The sequence below is a fragment of the Paracoccus shanxieyensis genome, assembly GCF_009711265.1.
GTDB lineage: Bacteria > Pseudomonadota > Alphaproteobacteria > Rhodobacterales > Rhodobacteraceae > Paracoccus > Paracoccus shanxieyensis.
The window spans coordinates 1-23,215 of record NZ_WMII01000022.1 but is presented as its reverse complement, the minus strand read 5'-3'; the positions used below and the strand labels follow the sequence as shown (position 1 = coordinate 23,215).

Sequence of the window (23,215 nt, the reverse complement as noted above, 5' to 3'; positions counted from 1 at the left end):
CATCACGCCTCGCGTTCGGGGTTGAACCGCAACAGGCGCAGCGCGTTCAGCGTGACAAGCACCGTCGCCCCGGTATCGGCAAGGATCGCGATCCAGAGGCCGGTCAGCCCCAGAACAGAAGTCACAAGGAACACCGCCTTCAGCCCAAGCGCGATGGTCACGTTCTGGCGGATGTTCGCCATCGCCGCGCGGGACAGGCGGATCGTGGCGGGGATGTCCGTCACCCGGTCGCGCAGGATCGCCGCATCGGCGGTTTCCAGCGCCACATCGGTGCCCGACCCCATCGCCACGCCAACGCTTGCCTGTTTCAGGGCGGGTGCATCGTTGATGCCATCGCCGATCATCATCACACCGTCCTGACGACCGATCTCGCGGATGTAGGCGAGCTTGTCTTCCGGCATCATGTCGGCTTCGAACTTCAGGCCCAGATCCCCGGCGATGGCCGCTGCGGTGCGCGGATTGTCCCCGGTCAGAATGACCGACGATACACCCATTGTTGTCAGCTGCCGCACGGCCTCTTTTGCATCCGCTCGCGGCTCGTCCCGCATGACGATCAGGCCGAGAGGGGTCTTTGCGCGGAACACGGCGACGGCGGTCTTGCCTGCTTCCTCGAACGTCGTGGCCTGACGCAAGCCGAGGCCATCAAGCCCGCCGTTCTCCATCGCAAAGCGCGGCGAGGCGACCCATGCGGGTGCATCGCCAACGGTTGCCATCACGCCCTTGCCCATCAGCGCCTTGGCATCGCGCGACGGCAGCGCCGCGATGCCCGCTTCCTTTGCCTTGTTCAGGATGGCGATGGCCAGAGGGTGGCTTGACCCGGTCTCGACCCCTGCTGCGACAGCCAGCAGTTCTGCCTCGGAGGTTCCGCCAAAAGTCACGAGATCGGTGACCTGCGGCCGACCGTGGGTCAGCGTGCCGGTCTTGTCGAAGGCAACCCAGCCGACGCGGGCGGCTGCCTCGATCACAGCACCACCCTTCATCAGAAGTCCCTTTCGCGCGCCTGTGGACATCGCCGAGGCGATGGAGGCGGGGACCGAGATGACCAACGCGCAGGGGCAGCCGATCAAGAGCAGCGCCAGCCCGCGATACACCCATGTATCCCATGGCTGACCAAAGGCCAGCGGCGGCACCAGCACCACCAGGGCTGCGACGGCCACGATGGCGGGCATGTACCAGCGGCTGAACCGGTCAATGAACCGCTCGGTCGGCGCGCGCGCTTCCTCGGCCTCTTCGACAAGCCGGATGATGCGGGCGATAGTGTTATCTTCCGGCCCTTTGGTCACTTTGACCCTCAGGACGGCTTCGGTGTTAATCGACCCGGCAAAGACTCCATCCCCCGGCCCGCGCGCCTTGGGCACGCTTTCGCCGGTCACCGGGCTTTCATCCACGCCGGACGTGCCTTCGGAAATCTCGCCATCCGCCGGAATACGGTCACCGGGACGAACAAGGATCATCTGACCCACCGACAGGCTGGCCGCGGGCACCTCTTTCGTGGTGCCGTTCACCTCCAGCAGCGCGGTCTTGGGGACCAGATTGGCCAGTGCGCGGATGCCATCCCTCGCCTTGCCTGCGGCGACCCCTTCCAGAACTTCGCCTACGGCAAACAAAAAGACAACCAGTGCCGCCTCTTCGGCCGCATTGATGAACAGCGCGCCGATGGCCGCGATCGTCATCAGGCTTTCAATGGTGAAGGGCTGACCCATCTGCAGCGCCGCAAAGGCGCGCTTTGCCACCGGCGCAACACCGATGAGGCAAGCCGCAATGAAGGCCCATTTGCCGATCTCGGGCGCCAGGTATTCGATAATCCAGGCGGCCCCCAGCAGGAGGGCGGTGACGATCACCAACTTGCCCTTACCCGTCTGATACCAGCGCTTGCCGCGATCCGCTGGGGCGTCATGCACATGGCCGGGGCTGCCATGCCCGGACTCGTCGCGCTTAGCTGCGGCGTCTGCCTGCGGGCCATGGTCGTGGCCTTCATGATCGTGGTCAGAGTGCGTACCACCGTCTGCCTTCGGGATGTTCGCGCTGGGCAGTACGAACTCTCTCTTCGTGGAATCCGCACGCGGCGCGATTTCATAGCCAAGGGCCCGGACGGTTTTCTCGACCTTGTCCCGCCCGGTCTGCGCTTCGTCCAGCGTCAGGCGCAACCGTTCCGACATGATGCTGACCTCGACGCCGCTGACCCCGGGCATGCGCGTCACGGCATCCCTGATCTTGGCAGCGCAAGACCCGCAATCCATGCCGGACACGGTCCAGTCGCAGGCCGTCTCTTTTGTCGAAGCCACCATCGTCTTCCTCTCTGCCCGGAAACGGGCAGTTGTCATCATCGAATCAGGAAACTAATGTCTCTAGCAACTATAGCTTCAAGGGAAATCTGATGCTGACCATAGGAAAGCTCGGGGCGCAGGCCGGGGTAAAGGTGCCGACCATCCGATACTACGAGCAGATCGGCATCCTGCCCGAGGCCGAGCGCAGTGCCGGAAACCAGCGCCTCTACAGCCGCAAGGCGCTGGAACGGCTCGCCTTCATCCGGCACGCCCGAGATCTGGGCTTTACGCTGGAGGCGATCCGCGACCTTCTCAGCCTGTCGGATAATCCCGACCAATCCTGCGCCGCAGCCGATGCCATCGCCAGGGCGCAATTGGCAGAGGTTGAAAGCCGTCTTGCGCGGCTGACGGCGCTGAAGGCCGAACTGGAACGCATGGTCGTGCAATGCGCGGGCGGGCGGATCGCTGAATGTCGCGTGATCGAAGTGCTCGGCGACCATTCCCTCTGCGCAACCGATCACCGCCACCCGGAAAGCGAGACTGGTGCATGACCGCTCCTGGAAGCCTTGCAATCTATGTGGGAGCGGCGCTGGCCGAAATAGCGGGTTGCTTTGCGGTCTGGACCTGGATGCGTCAGGGCGCGAGTGTCCTGTGGCTTCTCCCAGGTTTGGCCAGTCTCGCGCTCTTTGCCTGGCTCCTGACATTGGCACCGTCAGAATTCGCTGGCCGAGCTTATGCGGCCTATGGCGGCGTTTACATCGCCGCATCCTTGGGTTGGCTTTGGGCTGTCGAGAAACAACGCCCGGACACATGGGATCTGACGGGCGCTGCAATCTGCGTCTTAGGTGCCGCGATCATCCTCTTTGCTCCGAGAACACTCGGAAGTTGAATGACCAGAAGGGCTGAAAACGGCCGTTCAGCGTTTATCGTCCAGAGAAGGTTCGCCGACACTCCCGTTCCCTGCACCAAAGCTTCCGCTCCCGCCCAACGCGAACGTGCCACGATCAGCGCAAGGTCGATGACTGGCGCATAACGCATCGGCATCGCCGGTCACTCGGCCGGCAATAGCGCCGGAGGCGCACCCGCGCTGTGCCCGCGCCTTGGGGAAGTGAGGCCGAAGCCTCACCCGAAGGGATCGTATTCCGAGACGATCACGACCTCGTCTCCGTCGATTTCATCGGCGGGGACGGCGCCGAAGGTTCCATCCCCGGCCTGGAAGACGACGATCGAGACCATGAGCGTGGCGGCGAGGGAGGCTGCGAAGGCGTGAGCATCTTTGCGGGACATCTGTTTGGCTCCTGTCTGGGAGGCGGGGGACCATCCCCCGCGCGACAGGACCCCGCAGGCCCGAAGACTGGCTGACATCACCGGGTGCGTTCGGCTCGCCCGAATCCATCCGGCGGCACGGGCTTGCCCGTAGTCCGACCCCTCGCGGGTTGATCTCGAAGACAGGATTCGGGGCAAGGAAGGGAATGGCGAGCGGGGGATGGTGCCCCAACGTCAGGAGCCGGTTGTCCCGCTGATGCTCGGAACGCCGCCAGCCTCCCGGGCAGGCTCTTGGTTGAAGGCCTCCGTCTTGGAGGATGGATCCTTTGGTGCCCCGCGATTTCGCGGGACGAGGGTGTGGTCGGTGAGAGGCCCGCCGGAGGGCAGGCCCCTCACGCCTTGTCAGGGCTCAGGCGGCCAGGTCCGCGCCCCCTGCCCTCTCGCCGTCTTCAGCCACCGACGATTTCGAGCCGCGCGTTGCAATAGCCCTCCCGCGCGATCCAGAGCTCCGCCGCGGTGATCGATTCCGCCAGATGCAGCAGTTCGGTGTTGCCACCGAAGTCGAGAAGCACGCGCACCTGCCCGGGGTTCGGCTCCTCGGCCACCTCGAAGATCAGACGACTATCGGCCGAATGGCTGCGCATGATGGTGACGAGAATGACCCCGTCCGACGAGAAGTTCCCCTCATGGAGCGTGAAGGAGGCCGGAGCGGTCCAGGTCGGGTACGGCCGGGGCGGCTCCTTCTTCACCAGACGGCCAACGCCGTTCGAGCGTTCCCAGGCCGCAAGTTTCTTGGTGAAACGTGCCGGTGGCTTGGGCCTGCCGTCGGTATAGCGGATCAGCGCCCCGAGGGGGGCTGAGTCGATGATGGTCGTTGCAGACATGATTCCTCATCCCGAATGCGAGTATCGGCATTCATCATATTGATATTGCTTTATTTTGTGAGAGTGGGGGCGGGTTTCTCCGCCCCCGGATGGCTCAGATCACTCCGCTGCCATCATCGACGCGGCGCTGTCGGGCAGGTCAGCCGCCAGGAACGCGGGGAGATCGATGTCGTCGGGCTCGGCAGCGTCCTCCCCCTGCCCTTCTGCGATCACTTCGCCGTCGAGTGCCACCAGATCGGCCCGGCGCAGGACCTCGGGCAACCAGCCGCTGCCCTTGAGAAGCCGCTCGGCCTCGGTGGCCATCTCGCCCTTTTTCAGGTGATCGAGAAGCTGCGCGGTCCCTTCCCCCTTCGCCTCGCGCACGGCCTCGAGGATGCGGGCTTTCGGCACACGGTTGAGGTAGCCATCGACCGTCGGCTCCCAGCCCGCTTCGACCATGTCGAGATCGACGGCACGCGCCACCAGATCGGCATGGGCCATGCGGCGGGTCAGGCCGCTGGCCGAGATGCCCGCACCATAGGGGTTCACCTTCTCATGGAGCGCGTTGATCCCGAAGCTGAGGCAATGCGCCAGCAGAGCCAGACGGCTGCCCTGGTCGAGGACCGTCAGATAGTCCCAGAGCGCGGCATCGTCGCCGAGCGGCAGATCAGCTTGCCAGGCGGCGTGACGCTCATCGACGAGCTTCGCCACGATGCTGTCCTTCAGATCGGGCGCCTGTGCCGACATGTAGACGTGGCGCACCGAGGCTTCGAGGCAGCTGCCCGAGGCCGAGGAGGTGCGGAAGGTGTCCGTCACCAGCTTCAGGAGCAGAAGCGTCAGCGCCACGTCAGGAGAACGCCCGATAGCCTCGCGCAGCGCGAGGGTCCGGTGGGCCGTCAGTTCCATGACCAGCCGCTCGGGCAACGGCTTGAGTGCGCCGTCGTCCTCATCGTCGGTCTGTTCAGAACCGATCGGCTGACCACCCGAAGTGATGACGGTGCCCCCAGCGGAGGTCGCCGACGGGTTCCAACTGGAAACACCGACATCACCCCCCTGCCCCGTGACGTCCGCGCCATCACCATCCTGGACCGCGGTCTCCTCGCGCGGCTCGTCCTCCGGCCGGACATAGCCGCGATAGACCGCAAGGCCGCCGTCGCGATCCAGCGTCACGAATACGCCAGCGCGCGCGATTTCGGCCGGGTTGTAGATCAGCGGCCGCTGTTCGAGCGCTTCCATCGCCATCTCGAGCTGACCGAGCCGGGCATCGATCTCCTCGGGGTATTCGTCTTGGCCGGAACACTCCTCTTCCAGCGCACGATACTCGGCGAGGAGCGAAGCGTGGGCCGCGCTTTCCTCGTCGGTCATCGGCGCGGGATCACCGACGAGACGCCGCAGACCGTGGCTGTAGCCATAGGGCAGGTCGGTCGCGACCTCGATCCACTTCCAGCCTTCGGAAGTGAGCGCTTCGGCTTCAGCCTGAAGCTTCTCGGCCACCAGCCGATCGAGAAGGGCAGGGTCCTCGAGCCAACCACCATCATCGCCTTGGAAGAGATCGCGCAGCACAACACCGCCCGCGGCCTCATAGGCATCGATACCGACGAAGACGGCGCGACGATCCGAGGCCCGAACCGAGCTCTCGGTCAGCATGCGGCGGATGGCGTAGGGCTCTTTGTTCCAGGAGTTCTTCACCGCGTCCCAGACCTGCACCTGACGCCCGTGGTCGGGGTTCACCGTGAACGCCATCAGCTGTTCGAGCGTCATGCCATCCTCGGCATAGACGTCGAGCAGGGCAGGGGCCACGGAGGCGAGCTTCAGGCGCTGCTTGACGATCTGCGGCGTCACGAAGAAGGCCGCCGCTATCGCTTCCTCGCCCCGGCCCTTCTCGCGCAGAGCCTGAAAGGCGCGGAACTGGTCCAGCGGGTGCAGGGCGACGCGCTGCATGTTCTCCGCCAGCGAGTCGTCCTCGGCGAGAATCTCCGACGCCGCATCTCGCACGATGCAGGGGATCGGCGCGGTCTTGGCCAACCGCTTCTGCTTCACCAGCAGCGACAGCGCCTGGAAACGACGCCCCCCGGCCGGGATCTCGAACGTGCCGGTCTCGACACCATCAGCATCGACCACGGGCCGCACGTTCAGGCTCTGCAGGAGCCCGCGCCGCGCGATGTCCTCGGCCAGTTCCTCGACCGAGACGCCAGCCTTGATGCGCCGCACGTTGGACTGGCTCAGCACGAGCTTGTCGAAGGGGATGTCCCGCGACGGGGACAGGATGATTTTGTGGGCTGCTTTGGCCATCAGATCTTCTCCACGACGGGCGCCGGAAGCCACTCTCCCGATCTCACTTCCCGTCACCCCTCAACCCACCAACCTTTTCCTCTCTTCGGCGTTCTTGACCGCGGTCAAGAAGTCCAAGCTGCTTGTTCTATGCGCCCAGGATCGTTTCAAAGTATGCCTCGGGCTGCCTGATCGTTTCTCCTTTTCCCAACAGGTAATCTAAGATCACTAGAAGCCGTCCAGCGCCGGTTTTCTGGAGGCCACGCATCAGCTTTTCCTGGCGTATTCTAAGCAATCGCCCGATATCGAAGAGAACACGGTTGAGGGCTTCTCCTGATCGAGGTGGGTCTGGAAAGAAGTCAGAGACATGTGTGAAGTCTGTCCATGACATTTTTGCAGGGTCTCGGTTCATGGAAGGCCCCGCACTGTTTTGGTCAGCGCCGGTCTGCTTTGCCTGCTCGTCTTTCTTAAGAGATTCTTTTTTTATGGACTCTATCTGCCGGTCATTTTGTCCGTTTCTGGCGGACATTTCGCGCATGCTAGCATCGCTGTGGGCTTGGTCGTGTGCAGGGACTTCGTCTATGGGCACGCTTAAACTCTCGCACTCTCCGTAGCTCTGCGCGGCCTTGGCTCCGAGTTCGCGGAGATCAGCGATGATCTGCAAGATTGCATCAACCGTGAGGGTTGCTCGTCGAAGGATGTTCCTGATCGTTCCGAGTGAGGACAATCGCGCTTCGTCGAGGCGCTGGTCCTGAAGGAGGGATGCGCGCAGTGCTAGTGCTTCTGCCCTGAGGGAGCGAAGGCGTTCACGCTTCTCCGCAACCTTCAACGCTTCGGCCGCCAGTGCGTCGTGGTTCTGTATCAGTGGGTTCAAGTCGATCCCAAACGCGTCCCGGATGATGCCGCCATACCTCAGGGGGAAGCGTTTGCCGTTTGCCGAGTTCTTCCGGTCGATGAGGCCGGCTGCGTCAAGACGGCCCAAGCAGCGACGTAGGGTCCTCTCATCGACGCCGTTTGCGCGCTCAGACAAGGAGGCGTTGGAGGGGAACACAACGGTAAGTTTGGGTGTGGTCTCACCATTTGTGGTTTGTCGATCACGGGGAAGAAAGCTGATCAGGGCCGTCAAGACTGTGATGTCGTTGCTCGTCAGGCCAAGTTCTTTCCGCAGGGCGCGTACCGGTCCCAGAAGTTCGTAGATAGTAGGGCAGGCAATAGCTCTCGGTTCCGCCATGGCGGTTCGTGTTTGGGTTACATGTCTCATGGTGTTTCGGAAGAAAAAGCTTCCCCGGTCACCGCGAGCGGTGTTGAACTCGATTCGTTTTGAGGGTATCAATCAGGTGTCGAGACTGATTGAGGCCCTTCGGAAGCACCGCTTTCGGGGGGTCTTTCCTTTTCTAGCCGGTCCTCCTTTCGTTTTCTGCTCGTTGCTCTTGATGTCTTGACCGCGGTCAAGACACGGGGTCGTCACTCTGGGCCATCTTGACCGCGGTCAAGAAGCTCGCTGATCAGCTTCCGGATGGCGTCTTCAACGCGCGGGGCAAGGTCAGGGTCCACATCGATGGTGATGCGATTGCCTTTGCGGCCGATCTTCACGCGCTCACCTTGCTCAACCTTGGGTGTAGTTACCTTGGTGGCCGTAAGCAGCGTAACCGCTGCGTCAAGTCGGTCTGGGCCTGGCAAGTTGCGGGGGATTTCACGGGCAACTTCTCTGGCTCTCGCGACGTCCTTCTCGCACAGCCTGAAAAGCTTCTCCCAGACTCGCCGACCAACGCCGTGTGCAGGTCCGATAGCTTGGATCAGCTCCATCGGAATGCCGGTTGCGATACGGTTCATCCGCGAGACGAGCGACTCGTCGATCTGAAGTGCCCGATAGGCGATGGTCTGTGCGTTCTTGCGTGTCTCGTCAGTTTTACCAAGTTCCCGAATGATCCCAGCGACGAACAGGGCCCTCTCGATAAACGAGGGGTCTTGGCGGGCATTGTTTTCCACGCCTTGAGCGATCAGAGCTTCCTCTTCGGTCATCTCCATGACCGTCGCACGCACCTTCTGACCAAGCTCACGACAGGCGAGAAGACGGCGGCGCCCATAGACGATCTCAAGTGCTCCGTCCTGGGTTCGGCGGACAAGAATGGGAACCTTTTGCCCATGTTCCCGGATTGAGGAGACAAGTTCCTCGAGGCCATCGCTCGGATCGATACGGTCCATGACCGCGGACATCCGCACGGTGCTCGGGTCAATCAGGCGCGTGGCGTGTTTGTCTTCTTCGAGCACAGATGCCTGCGCACGAGCGACTGTCGGGCTCGTGCGCTTCAGATCGAGATCCGCACCTTCGTCCGGCGTTGCGGTATTGCCCATCGCGTTCTTGAGTGAGTCCCCGAAGACCTTACGCGCCATGGCTACGCCCCCACGCCTTGAGGATTTCGCGTTCGACTTCGTCGGTCACGCGCGAAACGGACTCGATCGCACGCTCGTAGGTTCTGCGGTTCACGTCGCGAGGTTCGACCTCAAAGATGCTCTGCTGGGTGTTTGCGGCATCACCTACCGCTGTCGACTTCAGGAACTCGGCAGGGAGGACCGCATCGCCAAGGACCGTCCGAAGCAGAGACGAGATCTGGACCTGTGGACCGTCGGTGTTCTCGTAGCGGGTGATCAGCACCCGCACGAAGTTCAGGCCGTGCTCGGGAGCATGCGCCTCGACGACGCCCATCAGGTTGCTCGCCATGCCGAGAAAGCTTGCCAGAGACATGACGTCAAGCATGGATGCGTTGAGCGGGATCAGGACCCCAGTGGAAGCAAAGAGGGCGGAGATCACCGAGAAGTTCAGCTGCGGCGGCGTGTCGAAGATCACCACATCATATCGGTTCAAGACAGGCTCAAGCGCTTCACGGATCCGACTGTGGAACGTGGTGGCACCGTGTCTGAAGCTCAAAGCGACCTCAAACTCGTACTCCATGATGTCCATGGATGCCGGAATCAGATCCACTGTCGGGAAGTTCGTTTTTCGAATGATATCTGAGGCGGGCAGGGGCCCCTCGGATCGGATCAGATCGTAGGAGGTCGGCATGTCCGGATCGAGTTCAGGGGTAACCCCGAACAGGTTTGTCAGACTTGCCTGGCTGTCGAGGTCGATAAGCAGGACCCGATAGCCGCGCAGGCCCAGAAGCTGACCAACATGAGCAACGGTCGATGTTTTCGCGCTGCCGCCCTTCAGGTTGAAGATCGTCACGACCTGGCACGGTTCGCCGGCTCTTCTGTGAGGGTGCTCATCGGGCTTGATCCTACCCGTCTCAAGAAGGACGCGTTGGGCTTCGACCATGTCCTCGGCAGAGAAGCTGCGGCGGTTGCCACCCTCGAGCAGGCCTTCCGGAAAACCTTCGAGATTTGACACATGATGGCGGAAGGTGTTCTGGTTGATCCGAAGCAGATCGGCTGCTTCCCGCATCGCGAAGCGACGGAGACCCTTCTGGGCATCCGGTGGGAACGTCTCCTGCGCATGTTCACGCAACCGGCTACCGAGCCGCTTGGACATTACATCGAATCTTTGGGAGGCCCGTATCCCGCTCATCACTGCCCTCAAGTCTTTATTGTTTTGTAGACCTTAACAGTTTTGGTGAGTAAATCCAGTCCAAACCGTTGAGCGGCCTAGGGGCGTTGAGACGGCGAATTTCTGACGAGAAAAAACCTTGAAGTATCAGCGTCTTGGGCAATCTTGTTCGTAGAGCACTTCAACAGTTCGTAGCCCGCGATGTCGTGGCCACAACATGTATTGTCGACGCCTACGTAACGCAGATCTTCAGAATCGTGCGACCGATTCCCGCGACTTCACTCTAGCAGCCCCAGCCTCTCGGCACGCTCTAGCAGCATCTTCACGGATGACGGCTGCCAGCTTGTCCGCCCGCGGGGCGTGCGCTCGCGCATCGCCTCCAGCCGGGAGCAGATCGCCTGAAGCGTGATGTCGGGGTCCGCGCCCTTGATGGCGGCGACGATGGCGGGCAGGCGGTCGTCGGTCTCGCGGCGGTCGGCGCGGGCGAGCACACTCTCGGGCAGAAAGCCGTCGCGGACGTAGGCGCTAACGGCGCGCAAAAGCCGGCTTTGCGTCCATTGGCGCTCGCGGGGCAGGGGGCCGTTGACGATGCGCACCACGTCTTCCCAGGCCAAGTTGGGGCGCAGGCGACGGACATGGGGAACCCAGTCCTGCGCCGTCTCATTCAGCCGCTCCATGTAGCCGTCCTGCCGGGCCAGCCTCACCTTGCGCAGCGCCGCCGGATCCCGCGCGCGCAGGCCCGGATTGCCGCCAACCCGGCCTTTAGTCTTTGCGCTGGCTAGCCCGGCTTTGGTGCGTTCGCGGATCAGGGCCCGCTCGAACTCGGCCGCAGCACCCAGAACCTGCAGGGTGAACTTGCCCTGCGGCGAGGACGTGTCGATTGGGTCCATGAGCGATCGGAAGAAGGCGCCTCTGGCTTCCAGCCGTTCGATCACCTCGAGGAGGTGCGACAGCGACCGCGCCAGACGGTCGATGCGCACGACAACCAGCGTGTCGCCCTTGCTAATCCGCTCGAGCACGCGGGCCAGCACAGGCCGCGCGCGGTTCCCTCCCGATGCTTGCTCTTCATGGATCTCTGCGCAGCCCGCGGATTTCAGGGCCTGCGACTGGGGCAGGGGGGTCTGATCCTCGGTCGAGACGCGCGCATAGCCGATCAGGGGCATCAAAACAGGCCGTTTGCAATTTCATATACTACTAATAAACGACCGTTTATAAACGCACGCAAGAGGTGTTTCTCTCGTCGCGCTGAGCGCGGGATGCCTTGTATCTATGGGTTGAAGCCCACGAGAGGCGCTCCATCGCTCTCGAGAAGACACGATCCTCGCGCGCCTCTATAGTAGAGGAAAACGCAGTTCCTCAAACTCCATCGCCAAGCGCGCATAATGGCCGTATAATGCGTGCATGAACCGATTACGCCCGATATACATGGACGACGACGGGGTGCCTCTTGACGATATGGAGGCGTCTGAGGACCGGGATGACGCTGATCTCTGGTTCCTGCCCGGGCCGATCGAGGACGAACCGGATTACCTGCCTCCCGGACCTGCGCCTGAGGCGAAGGAATCCGAAGTCGTCGATGCTTGGCGTGCGGCCGAGGCCGGGCAGGCGGCCCAGCTCGCCCGCGTCGCGGCCCGCCTCGGGATCCTCGATGAACGCCTGCGCCGGGGTCCGGCAGGCTGGCGGCAGCGGCTTGCGCTGATTGAGGCCGCGGACCTGAGCTGGCTCACGCAGGACCGGATCGGGCTCGACCGGTTGTCGCTCTACATGGGGCTACGGGTCTCGACCGCTACGGATGATGCACAGGCCTTGTACCGGATCGGTTGGACCGTGCGCCGACTGACCGGCGGACCCGCGCCACTGACGCTTCGGTCGGGTGTTCGCGACCTCGCAACCTTCCTCGATCGGCGCGACCGCCCGGGGCAAGGGGAGCGTTTCGAAGAGGCCAAGGCTCCCTCGCGCGTGGTCGAGATGGCAGAGCGCGAAGCCTTCGAGGACCGGGTCGCCGGATGGCTCGCCATCATGGATCAGGCCGAAGACCTGCATGCGGTGACTCGGGCCTGCATGGGGTTCCACCTCTGGCATGTCGCGGAGCTTTCGCCAGTCGATGACCCGCTGGAGGCCGCGGTGACGGCTGCGCGTGTCGCGATCGCCGATCTTGCGCCGTCGGAGAGCGCTCCAGGCGCAATCTTCGCACCGATCGCCATGGGCGGGGGAGGGGGCTTCCGCGCGATCGGGGACCCGTCCGCCCGATTGGCGCGCTGGCTGAACGCGATGGAGAGCGCGACCTTCGCAGCCCTGCGCAAGCTGGAGGAAATCGAGGCTTGGGCGGCAGCGGCGGAGCGAACGATGGCGCCGCTCTCGGGCAAGACTCCACCGATGCTGCGAGACCTATTCACAAGCTGGCCGCTGGTCTCAGTACAGATGGCGGAGAAACTGACAGGCGCGCATCGGGCGACGGTTCAGCGCAACATCGACTGGATGGAGGTGCGGGGCCTGATCCGGGAAGTCACGGGGCAGGGGCGCTATCGCATGTGGCGGATCGTCGAGACACGCGCGACAGAGGCAAGGTCGATCCCTGTTCGGAATGATGGGCTGTCGGCCGACGATCTCTTCGAAGTGGTGGCCGCACGGCCGTGAGACCCGGATACGGGGCCTGTTAGGCTTCCGCGTCCCGCAGATCACGCAGAGCAGCCAGATAGCGGTTCATGCGGCGCATGTCCTTTTCGGTCAGCGTCGACAGTCGCGAAGCGTTCAGATTGTCGAGGATGTCGGCCGTCTTGACCCGACGCGCGATCTTGTTGCCTTTGGTGCGTCGGACGAAAGCCACATAGACGGCCTCGCTGTCGCCTTCATCCTCGGGCCGCTTCGTGACAAGGTGCAAGGCGTCGAGCACCGTCGGCGAGAAGCCTTCTTCCTCAAGACGCTCGAATGTCCAGCCGGGGCCGTCTTCGACCACATCATGCAGGACGCCAACGATCCGTTCGTCGTCGGTCTCGAGTGACATCATCACCCGGAGCGGATGTAGCAGATACGGCGCGCCGGCCTTGTCGGTTTGTTCCCGATGGGCTTCCGCAGCGATTTCGATGGCGCGTTGAAGGTTCAATGGCTTCTCCTTGTGCTTGAGGGTGCGGACCGCGGCACGTACCAGTTTGCGCGAAGTATAGTATCGGGTCGGTCGTCCCAGTGATGCTTCATCCAAACATCCGAAAGGGGTCTGGGCAACAATGTCTGGTACTCACATGTGCCGCCATTCTCATGGCTTTATCCGCAAATAGGTTGGCCGCTCGCACTTCGTTCCCGAGACGGCATCCTGTCCAGCGCGCAAAAGTAATTGAAGGGCCCGCGGGGCCGTCTACTGTCGCCGACATGACGAACCCTAGCCACATGAACGCTTTCTTGCGACGCGCCGCGACGCTTGTCGCCTTTGTCGCAATGCTCTGGGTGATCCAGGTTGTCAACTGGATCACCGGCTACGGCATGAACCCAACCTTTGGCCTGGTCCCCCGATATCTCGGCGGATTGGATGGCATCATCGCGATGCCCCTTCTGCACGGAAGCCTCGCGCATCTGATGGCCAACACACCGCCGCTGTTGGTGATGGGTGGGCTGCTGGTCGCAACGACCACGCGGGCCTTGCTGCCGGTGAATGCCATCGTAGTCGGCCTTGGTGGCGGTCTCGTCTGGCTGTTCGGAAGCTCGGCAATCCACATTGGTGCGTCAGGGCTGGTCTTCGGCTGGTTCGGCTTTCTCGTGGCGCGTGGCTTCGTGGATCGCTCGCTGATCACGCTGGGGTCGGCACTTGTGGTCGGTGTCCTGTATGGATCCATCCTCTGGGGCGTTCTGCCGGGTCAACCTGGCGTTTCCTGGGAGGCGCATCTCTTCGGCGCCATCGCGGGCGCGGCCGCCGCACTCCTTGTTGGAACGCATGTCCATGCCCCGCGCCTTGGCCGCGTCGACATGGATTGAAGCACGCCACCAGACGTTTCCGGCCCAGGCTATGTGGAAACTACGAGAGGACCTCTGGTTGCGGTTCTGGTAGATCGGTTTCTCATGCAACGACCGGATAGAAAGGGCGGCCCCAGTCAACTGCAGGGTTCTCCATCATCAGGTCAACGAACACCGGAACTAGGAATGCAAGGATCGCAGCCCCGTCGCGCACCTGGGCTCGGTTGACCCCGCTGTTCCAGGTCGCCCCGCCATGGACCAACTGATTGCGCAGTACATAAAGGCGGTCGAACACGAAGCTCAGGACCCGCGCGCTGTCACCAGCCTGAAACGCTTGCGCAAAGGATCTGGCCGATGCCTTGAACCGATCCTCCCAATCCGCGAATCCGTCGATCCCGTTATGGTGCTGCCAGAACGGATTGAAGACATAGCGGTTTTCGAGAAGCAGTCGCACCGGCCCAGAGAAGCGTTGCCAGACAGCCTTGTAGATGCGGCGTTCGCTGTCCAATGCGGTCAGCCGTCCGAAGTAGTCGAGGAAGGCCGCACGTTCGCCCTGCGGAATGGATTGGAACTCCCGTTCGTCTGCATAAGCGGCGTTGAAGGCGATCCAGAGGAAGATGAAACGGGCGTCGTCGTCCCCGTCGCAGGCCTCGGCCCGACCAATCCAGCTGATGGCGCGATGAACGCGCAGGCCCATGGTCTCAGGGAAACCAGCCCGAATGGCACGCTGTTTTTCCTTGAGGATGGCGAAATTCAGTGTGTCAGGCATCAAATACATCCTCTCAAATTCGGGTCACGGCATGGCGGCAAAGTCTGAGCGGCGATGTCCTTCGACCATGTCGCGCAGCGCCTGCGGTGCCATTACCTCGACTTTGTCGCCCCATTGGTAGAGATGCCAGGCCATCTCGAGCCAGCCCGCCGCGTGGAACCGCACAATCAGACTGCCATCTGTCTGCGGTTCCAGCACCTGCTGCGGATGGAAGCGGAAGCCCGCGGCGCGGTCGGCGGCCTCCGGAGCAAAGCGCCAGACCACCTCGCCGTATTGCGCCGGATCCTGCCAGACGCCAAAGGCCTGCGCGGCGTATTCGGCGATGGTGAACCCTTCCTGCAGGGCAAAGCTTTCGTTGAGCGTCTCGGCCTCGTGGATGAGGTCGATGCGGAAGTTGCGCACCTCGTCCTTCTTGGTCGGATCGCGAGCAGCAAGATAGGTCCGATGGCCCAAAAGGACGCCGTGCGGCTCCAGGATGCGGGAAGCAGCGTCCTGATTGTAGCGCACGCGCAGACGGAAGGGACCACGCAGGGCTTCGATGATCGCGTCAAGGATTGTGGGTTGAAGGCTGACCTTCGGCCCCGGCCGGGTGACCTGGCCCATCGCCATCAGAACGGCTTCGGCATCCGCCTCGATCCGTGCGCGGGCTGGCACTCGTGCAAGCAGCCCATCGCGCAGGTCGTTCAATGCCTTGGCGTGGCGCAGCCGTCCCTCGGACTCAGCCGTCCGAGCCGCGATGTCCAGCGCTTCGACAGCGGTTTCGTGCCGCAGCTGCAACTGCGACAAGCCGGGATTGATAAGCCGCCAGCGTCTTTTGCGGTCCTCTCCATCGGCAGCTTCGACATTGCCGAAGGTCTCCTCAAGCGCATCGGTCATTCGCTGCGCGGTGCGGTGCGAGACGCCGAATTCCTCGCAGATATCCTCCAGACTGACGCCGCCGCGCCGTGCAGCGGCAATCTGGGCAAGTCGGATCAGATCTTGGGCCTTCGAAAACGACATGCTGCCTCGCAAGCGTGTCAGAGATTGTCACCCCGGCAGGCTAGGAAGGTTGGTGCGACCTGTCGAGCCGATTCCCGAGTGATTTCCATCACCAGTTCCTTGGCCCGGCAGGCGCACCAAAGCATTAAGAGGAAGAACAATGGCTGGTCGTGTCATCAGGATCGAACGGGTTTCATCGCGGGGCGGCATCGTCGAGGAGCCTGTCGTTACGTCTAAGGGCTATCAGCTTGCCGATCCGGCGCATGGCAAACACAAGCACCACGCCGAAAACGCGACCTATGTCTGGACGCTGGACGAGGCCGCCTCGCTTGTCAGTCGTGGCTTTTCGCTGCGCATGGGCGCAAAAGGCAAGCCGCCCTCGCTGATCGCGCCGAAGAGCCTCCGGATCGTGCGAGAGGGTGATGTGTAGTTGGCTTGAACCTGCGCAAGGTTCAGCGGGCGGCACGCCGATTTATTGGCGCCCCGAGCCCGACAGGAATTGACACCCAAGGAGATTATTGAAGAACCTGTGACCTGACGAGACGATTCCGCTTCGGGTTGCGCTCATTTACGATTTCAGGGCGACCATGAGAAACCTCGGCGGCAACATCCTTTTCTCGGCGACCGACCTGATGCGGTTCATGGGCTGTGCCCATGCAACCACGCTCGATCTGATGCGGCTGCGCGGCGAGGGGCCAGAGCCGGGCGAAGATACCGAGGACGCCGCCTTGTTGCAGAAACAGGGCGACGCGCATGAAGCGGCGCATCTGGCGAAGCTGAAGTCCGCTGGAAAAGCTGTGCTGGAGATTCCCCGCGGCGATCTGGCCTCCGATGCGCAGGCGACCCGGGAAGCGCTTGCGCAGGGTGCCGAGGTCATTTTTCAGGGGGCCTTCCTGTCCGGCACCTGGGGCGGCTGGTCGGATTTCCTGCTGCGGGTCGATAAGCCTTCAGCACTTGGGCCGTTCAGCTATGAGGTGGCCGACACCAAGCTGAAACGCAGGCCGCATCCGAAGCATGTGCTGCAGCTTGTCCTTTATTCTGACCTGCTGACTGAGGTGCAGGGTGCCGCGCCGGAGTTTGCCCATGTCGAACTGGGCACCGGCGCACGCGCGACCCTGCGGCTGGTGGACTATGCCCATTACGCCCGGGCGGCGCGGGCGCGGCTGGAGGCCTTCGTCGCAGATCCGCCGCCCACGCGCCCCGTGCCCTGTGCAGATTGCGGCCTTTGTCGCTGGGCCGATCACTGCGAAAGCGTCTGGCAGGCCGAGGATAGTCTATTCAACGTGGCCAATATCAGCCGCGGGCAGGTCAAGAAGCTGGAGGCGGCCGGGATCACCACGATGGCGGACCTTGCGGACCTAAATCGCCCGGTGCGGGGCTTGGCCGACGGCACCCGCGCGCGTCTGGTGACGCAGGCCCGGTTGCAGCACGCGCGCAAGACCAGCGCCCCGTCCTTCGAGTTGCGCGCGCCTGAGCCCGGCAAGGGCTTTGACCTGCTGCCGGAACCGCAGCCGGGCGATCTGTTCTACGACATTGAAGGCGATCCGCATTACGAGGGCGGCCTCGAATATCTGCATGGCATTTGGTTCGACGGGCAGTTCCGCGCCTTCTGGGCGCATGACCACGCGGCCGAGGCCACGGCGCTGGAGGCGCTTTTCGCTTTCTTCCGCGCCCGGCTGGAGGCCTTCCCCAAAGCGCGCATCTATCATTACGCGGCCTATGAGATCACCGCGCTGCGCCGCCTGACCACGAAATACGGGATCGGCGAGGCTTTCCTTGACCGCCTGCTGCGCGAACGCCGCTTCGTCGATCTGTTCGCCGTGGTGCGTGGTGGCTTGATCGGGTCGGAACGCAACTATTCCATCAAGTCGATGGAGGCTTTCTACGGCCGCGTGCGCGAGGGCGAGGTCAAGACGGCGGGTGGGTCGGTCGTTGCCTACGAACGCTGGCGCGAGACGGGCGAGCAACAGATCCTTGACGAGATCGAGGATTACAATCGGATCGACTGCCTCTCGACCGAGGAATTGCGCGACTGGCTGGTGGGCATCCGGCCTGCGGGGCCGTGGCCGACCCTGGCCCCTGATGCCGGGCCGAAAGAGGCCGAGGAAGATGCCGACGCGCAGGCCTTGCGCAAAGCACTTGCTGCATCGGGTCTGCCCGATGACCGGCAGGCTCTGCTGTTCAACCTCGGCCTCTTTCACAAGCGCGAGGCCAAGCCCGCGCAATGGGCGGTGTTCGACTCCGCGTCCAAGGAGGAGGACGACCTGATCGACGATCTGGACGCGCTCGCGGGGCTGGAAGCGATTGGCCCGGTCGAACCGGTCAAGCGGTCCTTTGCCCGCAGCTATCACTTCCCCTTGCAAGAAACGAAGCTTCGCCCCGGCAAGGGGGCGACGGTGCCGGTGTTCGATGGTCCGCCGATCTCGGTCAGTATCACCGACATGGATCGCAGAAGGCGGCAGGTCACGGTTAAGGCCGGGCCGGGCAAGGATCATCTTCTGGGAGACCGGGTGAACCTGCACCCCGACTGGCCGCTTGATCCCAAACCCATCCCTGGCGCCTTGCGTAACGTCATCGCCGACCAATGCGGTCCGCGTGCCTATCGGGCGGTCGATGACCTGCTGTCGCGCGCAGCACCCCGTCTGAAAACCGGTCCGCTGAAGCCTGTGGCCGACCCCGTTTCCGGCACGATCGTGGCTGTGGGTGCGATGGATGAAACCTTGCTGCCCATTCAGGGACCGCCCGGTACCGGCAAGACCTATGTCACCGCAAGGGCGATCCTGTCGCTGGTGCGGAAAGGCGCAAGGGTCGGCGTGACCTCGAACAGCCACGAAGCGATCCGCAACGTCCTGATGGGTTGCCTGAGTGCGCTCGAGGATGAGGATTTGCCGATAACGCTGGATCTGGTTCACAAGACCGGCGGCGACGATGACGGCTACCCCGAAGATTGCCCGGTGCGCCGCACCACAAGCAATGACGAGGCGGCAGGTGGGCAACATGTTGTCGGCGCGACGGCCTGGTTCTTCTCTCGCGACGAAAACGTGCAGGCCTTCGATTGGCTTTTTGTGGACGAGGCAGGGCAGGTCGGGTTGGCCAACATGGTTGCCATGGGCCGGGCGGCGCGCAACATCGTGTTGGTCGGTGACCCGCGCCAGTTGCCGCAGGTGATCCAGGGGGCGCATCCGGAGCCTGCGAACCTGTCGTGCCTCGACTGGATGCTGGGCGAACATGCGACCGTGCCGCCGGACCGCGGCATCTTCCTGCCCGTGTCGCGCCGGATGCACCCGGAGGTCTGCCGGTTCATCTCGGATCAGGTCTATGAGGGGCGTTTGACCAGCCACCCTGACACCGTGCACCAGGCCGTCCGTGGCACGCGCTTCCCCGAGGCGGGGGCCTTCTGGGTGCCGGTCCCGCACGAGGGCAACGCGCAGATCGCGGCCGAAGAGGTTGAAGCGATCCGCGCGGCCGTAGCTGATCTGATGAGGGGAACGTGGACAGAGAAGGACGGAACCACCCGCCCGATGAGGGTCGGCGACATCATCGTTGTCGCCCCCTATAACGCACAGGTCAACGCCCTGCGCGATGCGTTACCCGGTGCCATCCGTGTGGGCACGGTGGACAAGTTCCAGGGACAGGAAGCCCCGGTCTGCCTTGTCTCGATGACCGCCTCATCAGCCGAGGAAACCTCGCGCGGAATGGAGTTCCTGTTCTCGCTCAACCGCATCAATGTCGCGGTGTCCCGCGCCAAGGGGCTGGCGCTGGTTTTCGGCGCACCGCGTCTGCGGGAAGCGAAATGCGAGACTGTCGAGCAGATGCGGTTGGTGAATATGATTTGTGCTTTGAATATCCGGTCGCCGTAATCCAGAGACTTCGGGCACTGGGAGGACAGGATCGGGTTCGATCTGTCCGAAAGGAGTACTATCAGCGGATGTCGGCGAAACGGAGATACGGTCAATGTTAGAGGATCCGCCCGAACACCACGAAGATCCTCGTAGTCCCGAGGCGTGGTCGGATTTCATTGCTCGGGAACTTTCCGGCACGCGAAAGGCGTATCTTGCAAAACCGGATTTCCTGCTTGGACATTCTCGTGCGGAACGACAAACAACCGCCGACTATGCTGGACGTGAACTCCTCGAATTGGTCCAGAATGCGGCAGATGCTGCCGCCGAGGTGGACCGCCCCGGCAGGGTTCTAATAGAGGTTGCATCCAATTGCCTCTATGTCGCGAATACCGGCCAACCCTTCCGCTCGGGGGGCGTCACATCGCTGATGACCGCCCACACTAGCGACAAACCGATCCGGACAGCACGGATGATCGGCGCCAAGGGCCTTGGTTTTCGAGCTATCCTAAACTGGACGGATACCCCACTGATAAGCAGCGGAGCGTTGGAGCTGGGCTTTTCGCAGCGTCACGCTGCGGCACAGGTTTCTGATTTGGCGCGTCAGAGCCCAAATTTGGCTGCAAAGCTGTCACGTGCCAAATCGGAGCGCCCACCTCTCCTCGTCTTTCCTGCAATCGGAACAGACCTCGAAGATAATTTGGATCCCGACACGGCGGCCATGCTTCACCATGTCCGAGCCTTACGTAGCGCGGGTTACGATACTGTGGTGGCGGTACCATTCCGAGACGGAGGCGCGGCGGAAAAGGCGATCGACCAAGCGCGTGAATTCGAGCCGGCATTCCTCCTCTTCGTTCCGACCATACGGGAAATCCGAATTCAGCTTCCTGAAGAGCCCGTCCGCAATTGGTCGATCGCCCCCAGCGAGGAGGTCGACGGAGATGTGACAATCAATCTCGTCCATGGAGCCGACACGGAAATCCAAAGTTGGATCCTACGGCGGCGGAAAGGCTCGGTTGTCATAGGCGAGGCTGATCGTGACTACGAGCTCGCGATTGCCCTACGCGTTGATCAGCCCTGTGGCGCGGGTGTCTTGCACAGCTTTTTTCCTACCTCCTTGCCGATGCCGTTCGCGGGCCTTTTTCACGCGACCCTGGAACTTGCCTCGAACCGCAAAATGCTTGAGGACGCATCCGATCTGAACGCAGCTGTTCTGAGCGAGCTCGGCACCTTCTTCGCGGAGACGCTCGATGAGTTGCGAGAGGGCGAACGAATCTCGGGTGATCCACTCGAATGGCTAGTAGAGCATGGCGCCTTCCCGCAGCAGTTGAAGTCATTGGCCCAAGCCACCTGGCGCCGTGCAAAGCAGTTACCTCTGATCCGCAGTCTTGATGGAACTTGGCGGACGGCGGTGCAAAGCAAGATCGGACCTGTCGGTTACGCAAACTTCCTCCCGCAGCGGTTCTTCGGCGAGCTTGCCGCCGTCGAATCGACCAACGCGGAAACAGTGCTGCGCAGTCGGCTAGAAGTCCCTGAAATAGACCCGTCGGAGTTGACCGAGCGACTGCGACTGGCGGATCTCAGTGTGTCAGAGCGGGCGCTCGCCATCGTCGGTGTCGCATCGACCCTACCGTTATTGCATCACGACAGGAGACTGTTGCTGGATGCCAATCTCAGGCCGATGCCCAAGACTGCGACACCCTTTCCTCCACCAAGTCGGACTGATCAACGCCACAGTCTACCCCGCTGGTCGACTGCGCGCTTCATCAGTCCCGACTTGTGGGAGCAGCTTTTGGAACATGCAAAAGGTTCCACGCTTCGTGAAAAGATAGCCTCACTTAAGGGTTTCCGGGTCACTGAATTTAGTGTGGACAGTGTGATCAACGCCCTGCGGGTCAGGCTTAGTGAGTTGCTGAAGGGCGGGCATGCAGAACCTGATCGCCTGCAGGCTGAGTTCCTCGGCCACCTCTTTGCGCTCCACGACCAAAAGCGCCAAAGGCCGAGCGGGATCATTTCTGTCCTATGTAAGGACGGAAACTGGCATGATGTCACAACAGTCCATCTTTCTGCTGCCTACGGGATCTCAGGAAAAATCAATTCCGAACTCTACGCCGCGCATCCCGAACTGCTGATCGATGAACCAGCCGTTAACGGTCTCCCTTCCGATGCGCAGAGCGTCGAGGAATTCCTTCTATGGTTGGGCATCAACAAATGGCCTCGCAAAAAGACAGAGTCGCTACCTGCAGAGTGGCGAGAGCACGTGAAGCAGGCTCTTCCCGAGACCTTCGTCGTTTCAGACGGCGGTAGATCCCAAAAGCTAACTCGAAGCGCTCTATTTTGGGAGCACTCACTCAAAGCAGAATATGACACCGTCGAGGCATTGGGCGACATTCTTGCGGCCGCTCCAAGTTTGGCAGTCTTGGCCTGGCTTGCGCTCGATGACCGCATGGATCCGTTGAACCCCGCTGAGCCGTTTAGTGTTTCCCTGCAGGGGCGCACAAATGCAAACGCAAGCTTTCGACCATACGACGGTGTCTTGCCCGAGGTATTCCGCGAGATCGTCAAACGAAGTGCTTGGTTGCGCTGTGCTGATGGGCACGTGTATGCGCCACAGGATGCGATGATTGAACCCGGAGCGCTTGCTTCGCTTTTTCGTGAGCCTGAGGCACCTTCACATGCAGACTTGGAGAAGTACGGACTGAATGTCCGGCTGTGGCGGCGTGGCTTGGAGCGCGCTGGCGTCGTGCGCAACCTCGGTGATTTAGGGGAGTCTCAAGTTTACCGGCTGCTTCTGGATCTTCCGGCCCGAGACATTCCGTTGGAAGTCTGTAGCCGTTTTTTGATTCAGGTTCTCGAGCGAGAGCATTTCGATCCGGACCTCGGTGGAGCGGATCGGGAGCGGTACATGCTCGAAGGCATGGTGCCAATTATTGCGAAGACCGGGCGAGAGTGGGCGGCACGGAAAGACACAGTCTACGCCCACCGCGATGATCTGCCGAAAGCGGTAAGGAGTCACCTGAAGCTCGTGGACCTGCCGTCCCGGCGAAACGCGACGCAGGTGGCCGCACGCTTTGCGATACCGGCGCTGCGCAAAGACGTCATGAGCATTCGTCTGTGTTCTATCGAAGCCGAGACCGGAGAACTTGCGACCGCCATGACCACTCGGTTTGAAGAAGCTCGCCCATTTATCTTGGCGATGCGCAACCATGTGTCCCCAGATCAAGGTCCACTGCGGCGCCTACGCTCGGTCAGGTTGAACATAGCAAAGCGGGCAGAGATGGAGATCAAGATCGGCGATGAGACGATCCTCGATGATCTTGAGCCCTTCCAACATAGCTTGGATCTCAAGGCAGTGTCCCAACACATGGTGTAGGAGGCCGCGCGCGGAGCCTTCGGCGTAGCGCAGCGCGCGGCCGTTGGTGACGCTGGCGGTCACCGTCGATCTTCGGACAAGTTTCGGGTTGCGAGACCTT

18 protein-coding genes and 1 pseudogene are annotated in these 23,215 nt (G+C 62.2%); 8 read left to right on the top strand and 11 right to left on the bottom strand.

Going from position 1 to position 23,215, the window contains the following annotated elements:
* Window positions 1-2: 2 nt before the first annotated feature.
* Window positions 3-2,240 (bottom strand): heavy metal translocating P-type ATPase, encoded by a 2,238-nt coding sequence (locus GL284_RS17725; protein WP_230383518.1) that lies wholly within the window; start codon window positions 2,238-2,240, stop codon window positions 3-5.
* Here GL284_RS17725 and GL284_RS21595 point away from each other — a divergent pair.
* The 3 genes from GL284_RS21595 to GL284_RS17715 are packed head-to-tail and all read left to right on the top strand — an operon-like array spanning window position 2,158 to window position 3,156.
* Complete coding sequence (locus tag GL284_RS21595; RefSeq protein WP_230383519.1) at window positions 2,158-2,343, top strand: hypothetical protein; 186 nt, start codon at window positions 2,158-2,160, stop codon at window positions 2,341-2,343. The genes GL284_RS17725 and GL284_RS21595 overlap by 83 nt on opposite strands.
* A gap of 34 nt (window positions 2,344-2,377) precedes the next feature.
* A complete protein-coding gene (locus GL284_RS17720) occupies window positions 2,378-2,818 on the top strand; it encodes a MerR family transcriptional regulator (protein ID WP_131389856.1) in 441 nt (146 codons plus the stop codon).
* A complete protein-coding gene (locus GL284_RS17715) occupies window positions 2,815-3,156 on the top strand; it encodes a YnfA family protein (protein ID WP_131389854.1) in 342 nt (113 codons plus the stop codon). The genes GL284_RS17720 and GL284_RS17715 overlap by 4 nt, the downstream gene beginning before the upstream one ends.
* Before the next feature lie 233 nt (window positions 3,157-3,389).
* Here GL284_RS17715 and GL284_RS21360 read toward each other — a convergent pair whose 3' ends face one another.
* The 7 genes and pseudogenes from GL284_RS21360 to GL284_RS17685 form a co-directional block, all read right to left on the bottom strand.
* A complete protein-coding gene (locus GL284_RS21360; RefSeq protein WP_007803240.1) occupies window positions 3,390-3,554 on the bottom strand; it encodes a hypothetical protein in 165 nt (54 codons plus the stop codon).
* A gap of 388 nt (window positions 3,555-3,942) precedes the next feature.
* A pseudogene (locus GL284_RS17710) lies at window positions 3,943-4,417 on the bottom strand (hypothetical protein).
* A gap of 99 nt (window positions 4,418-4,516) precedes the next feature.
* The gene (locus tag GL284_RS17705; RefSeq protein ID WP_155045916.1) at window positions 4,517-6,688 is read right to left on the bottom strand and encodes a ParB/RepB/Spo0J family partition protein; all 2,172 of its coding nucleotides are present in this window, start codon (window positions 6,686-6,688) and stop codon (window positions 4,517-4,519) included.
* Between the two features lie 127 nt (window positions 6,689-6,815).
* A complete protein-coding gene (locus tag GL284_RS17700) occupies window positions 6,816-7,928 on the bottom strand; it encodes a helix-turn-helix domain-containing protein (protein WP_155045915.1) in 1,113 nt (370 codons plus the stop codon).
* Window positions 7,929-8,131: 203 nt separating this feature from the next.
* The gene (locus tag GL284_RS17695; RefSeq protein ID WP_155045914.1) at window positions 8,132-9,061 is read right to left on the bottom strand and encodes a ParB/RepB/Spo0J family partition protein; all 930 of its coding nucleotides are present in this window, start codon (window positions 9,059-9,061) and stop codon (window positions 8,132-8,134) included.
* Entirely contained in the window at window positions 9,051-10,196 is a 1,146-nt protein-coding gene (gene repA / locus GL284_RS17690; RefSeq protein ID WP_181180961.1) for a plasmid partitioning protein RepA, read from the bottom strand. The genes GL284_RS17695 and repA overlap by 11 nt, the downstream gene beginning before the upstream one ends.
* Window positions 10,197-10,489: 293 nt before the next feature.
* Window positions 10,490-11,374, bottom strand: a complete 885-nt coding sequence (locus tag GL284_RS17685; RefSeq protein WP_140849166.1) for a recombinase family protein — start codon at window positions 11,372-11,374, stop codon at window positions 10,490-10,492.
* Between the two features lie 262 nt (window positions 11,375-11,636).
* Between GL284_RS17685 and GL284_RS17680 the strand changes: the two genes are divergently transcribed.
* Window positions 11,637-12,848, top strand: coding sequence for a helix-turn-helix domain-containing protein (locus GL284_RS17680; RefSeq protein WP_230383161.1), 1,212 nt, complete (start codon window positions 11,637-11,639; stop codon window positions 12,846-12,848).
* 19 nt (window positions 12,849-12,867) lie between these two features.
* Here the strand turns inward: GL284_RS17680 and GL284_RS17675 are convergent, their stop codons facing one another.
* Window positions 12,868-13,314 carry a bifunctional (p)ppGpp synthetase/guanosine-3',5'-bis(diphosphate) 3'-pyrophosphohydrolase gene (locus GL284_RS17675; protein WP_131390081.1) on the bottom strand — a complete coding sequence of 149 codons (447 nt, stop codon included), beginning with the start codon at window positions 13,312-13,314 and terminating at the stop codon, window positions 12,868-12,870.
* 281 nt (window positions 13,315-13,595) lie between these two features.
* On the opposite strand from GL284_RS17675, the gene GL284_RS17670 reads away from it, so the two are divergent.
* Window positions 13,596-14,177, top strand: coding sequence for a rhomboid family intramembrane serine protease (locus GL284_RS17670; protein ID WP_131390079.1), 582 nt, complete (start codon window positions 13,596-13,598; stop codon window positions 14,175-14,177).
* An 82-nt stretch (window positions 14,178-14,259) separates the two neighbouring features.
* On the opposite strand, the gene GL284_RS17665 is transcribed toward GL284_RS17670, so the two are convergent.
* Together GL284_RS17665 and GL284_RS17660 are read right to left on the bottom strand one after the other, a co-directional pair.
* Window positions 14,260-14,925: a HEPN domain-containing protein gene (locus tag GL284_RS17665; protein ID WP_165496740.1), complete on the bottom strand. Its 666-nt coding sequence runs from the start codon at window positions 14,923-14,925 to the stop codon at window positions 14,260-14,262.
* A 24-nt stretch (window positions 14,926-14,949) separates the two neighbouring features.
* Window positions 14,950-15,924: a helix-turn-helix transcriptional regulator gene (locus tag GL284_RS17660; protein WP_131390077.1), complete on the bottom strand. Its 975-nt coding sequence runs from the start codon at window positions 15,922-15,924 to the stop codon at window positions 14,950-14,952.
* A gap of 139 nt (window positions 15,925-16,063) precedes the next feature.
* Here GL284_RS17660 and GL284_RS17655 point away from each other — a divergent pair, with 139 nt between their 5' ends.
* The 3 genes from GL284_RS17655 (at window position 16,064) to GL284_RS17645 (ending at window position 23,115) form a co-directional block, all read left to right on the top strand.
* The gene (locus GL284_RS17655; RefSeq protein WP_131390075.1) at window positions 16,064-16,333 is read left to right on the top strand and encodes a hypothetical protein; all 270 of its coding nucleotides are present in this window, start codon (window positions 16,064-16,066) and stop codon (window positions 16,331-16,333) included.
* A gap of 157 nt (window positions 16,334-16,490) precedes the next feature.
* Window positions 16,491-19,763, top strand: coding sequence for a TM0106 family RecB-like putative nuclease (locus tag GL284_RS17650; RefSeq protein ID WP_131390073.1), 3,273 nt, complete (start codon window positions 16,491-16,493; stop codon window positions 19,761-19,763).
* Window positions 19,764-19,857: 94 nt separating this feature from the next.
* Window positions 19,858-23,115, top strand: coding sequence for a sacsin N-terminal ATP-binding-like domain-containing protein (locus tag GL284_RS17645; protein WP_155045913.1), 3,258 nt, complete (start codon window positions 19,858-19,860; stop codon window positions 23,113-23,115).
* The last annotated feature ends 100 nt before the right edge of the window (window positions 23,116-23,215 follow it).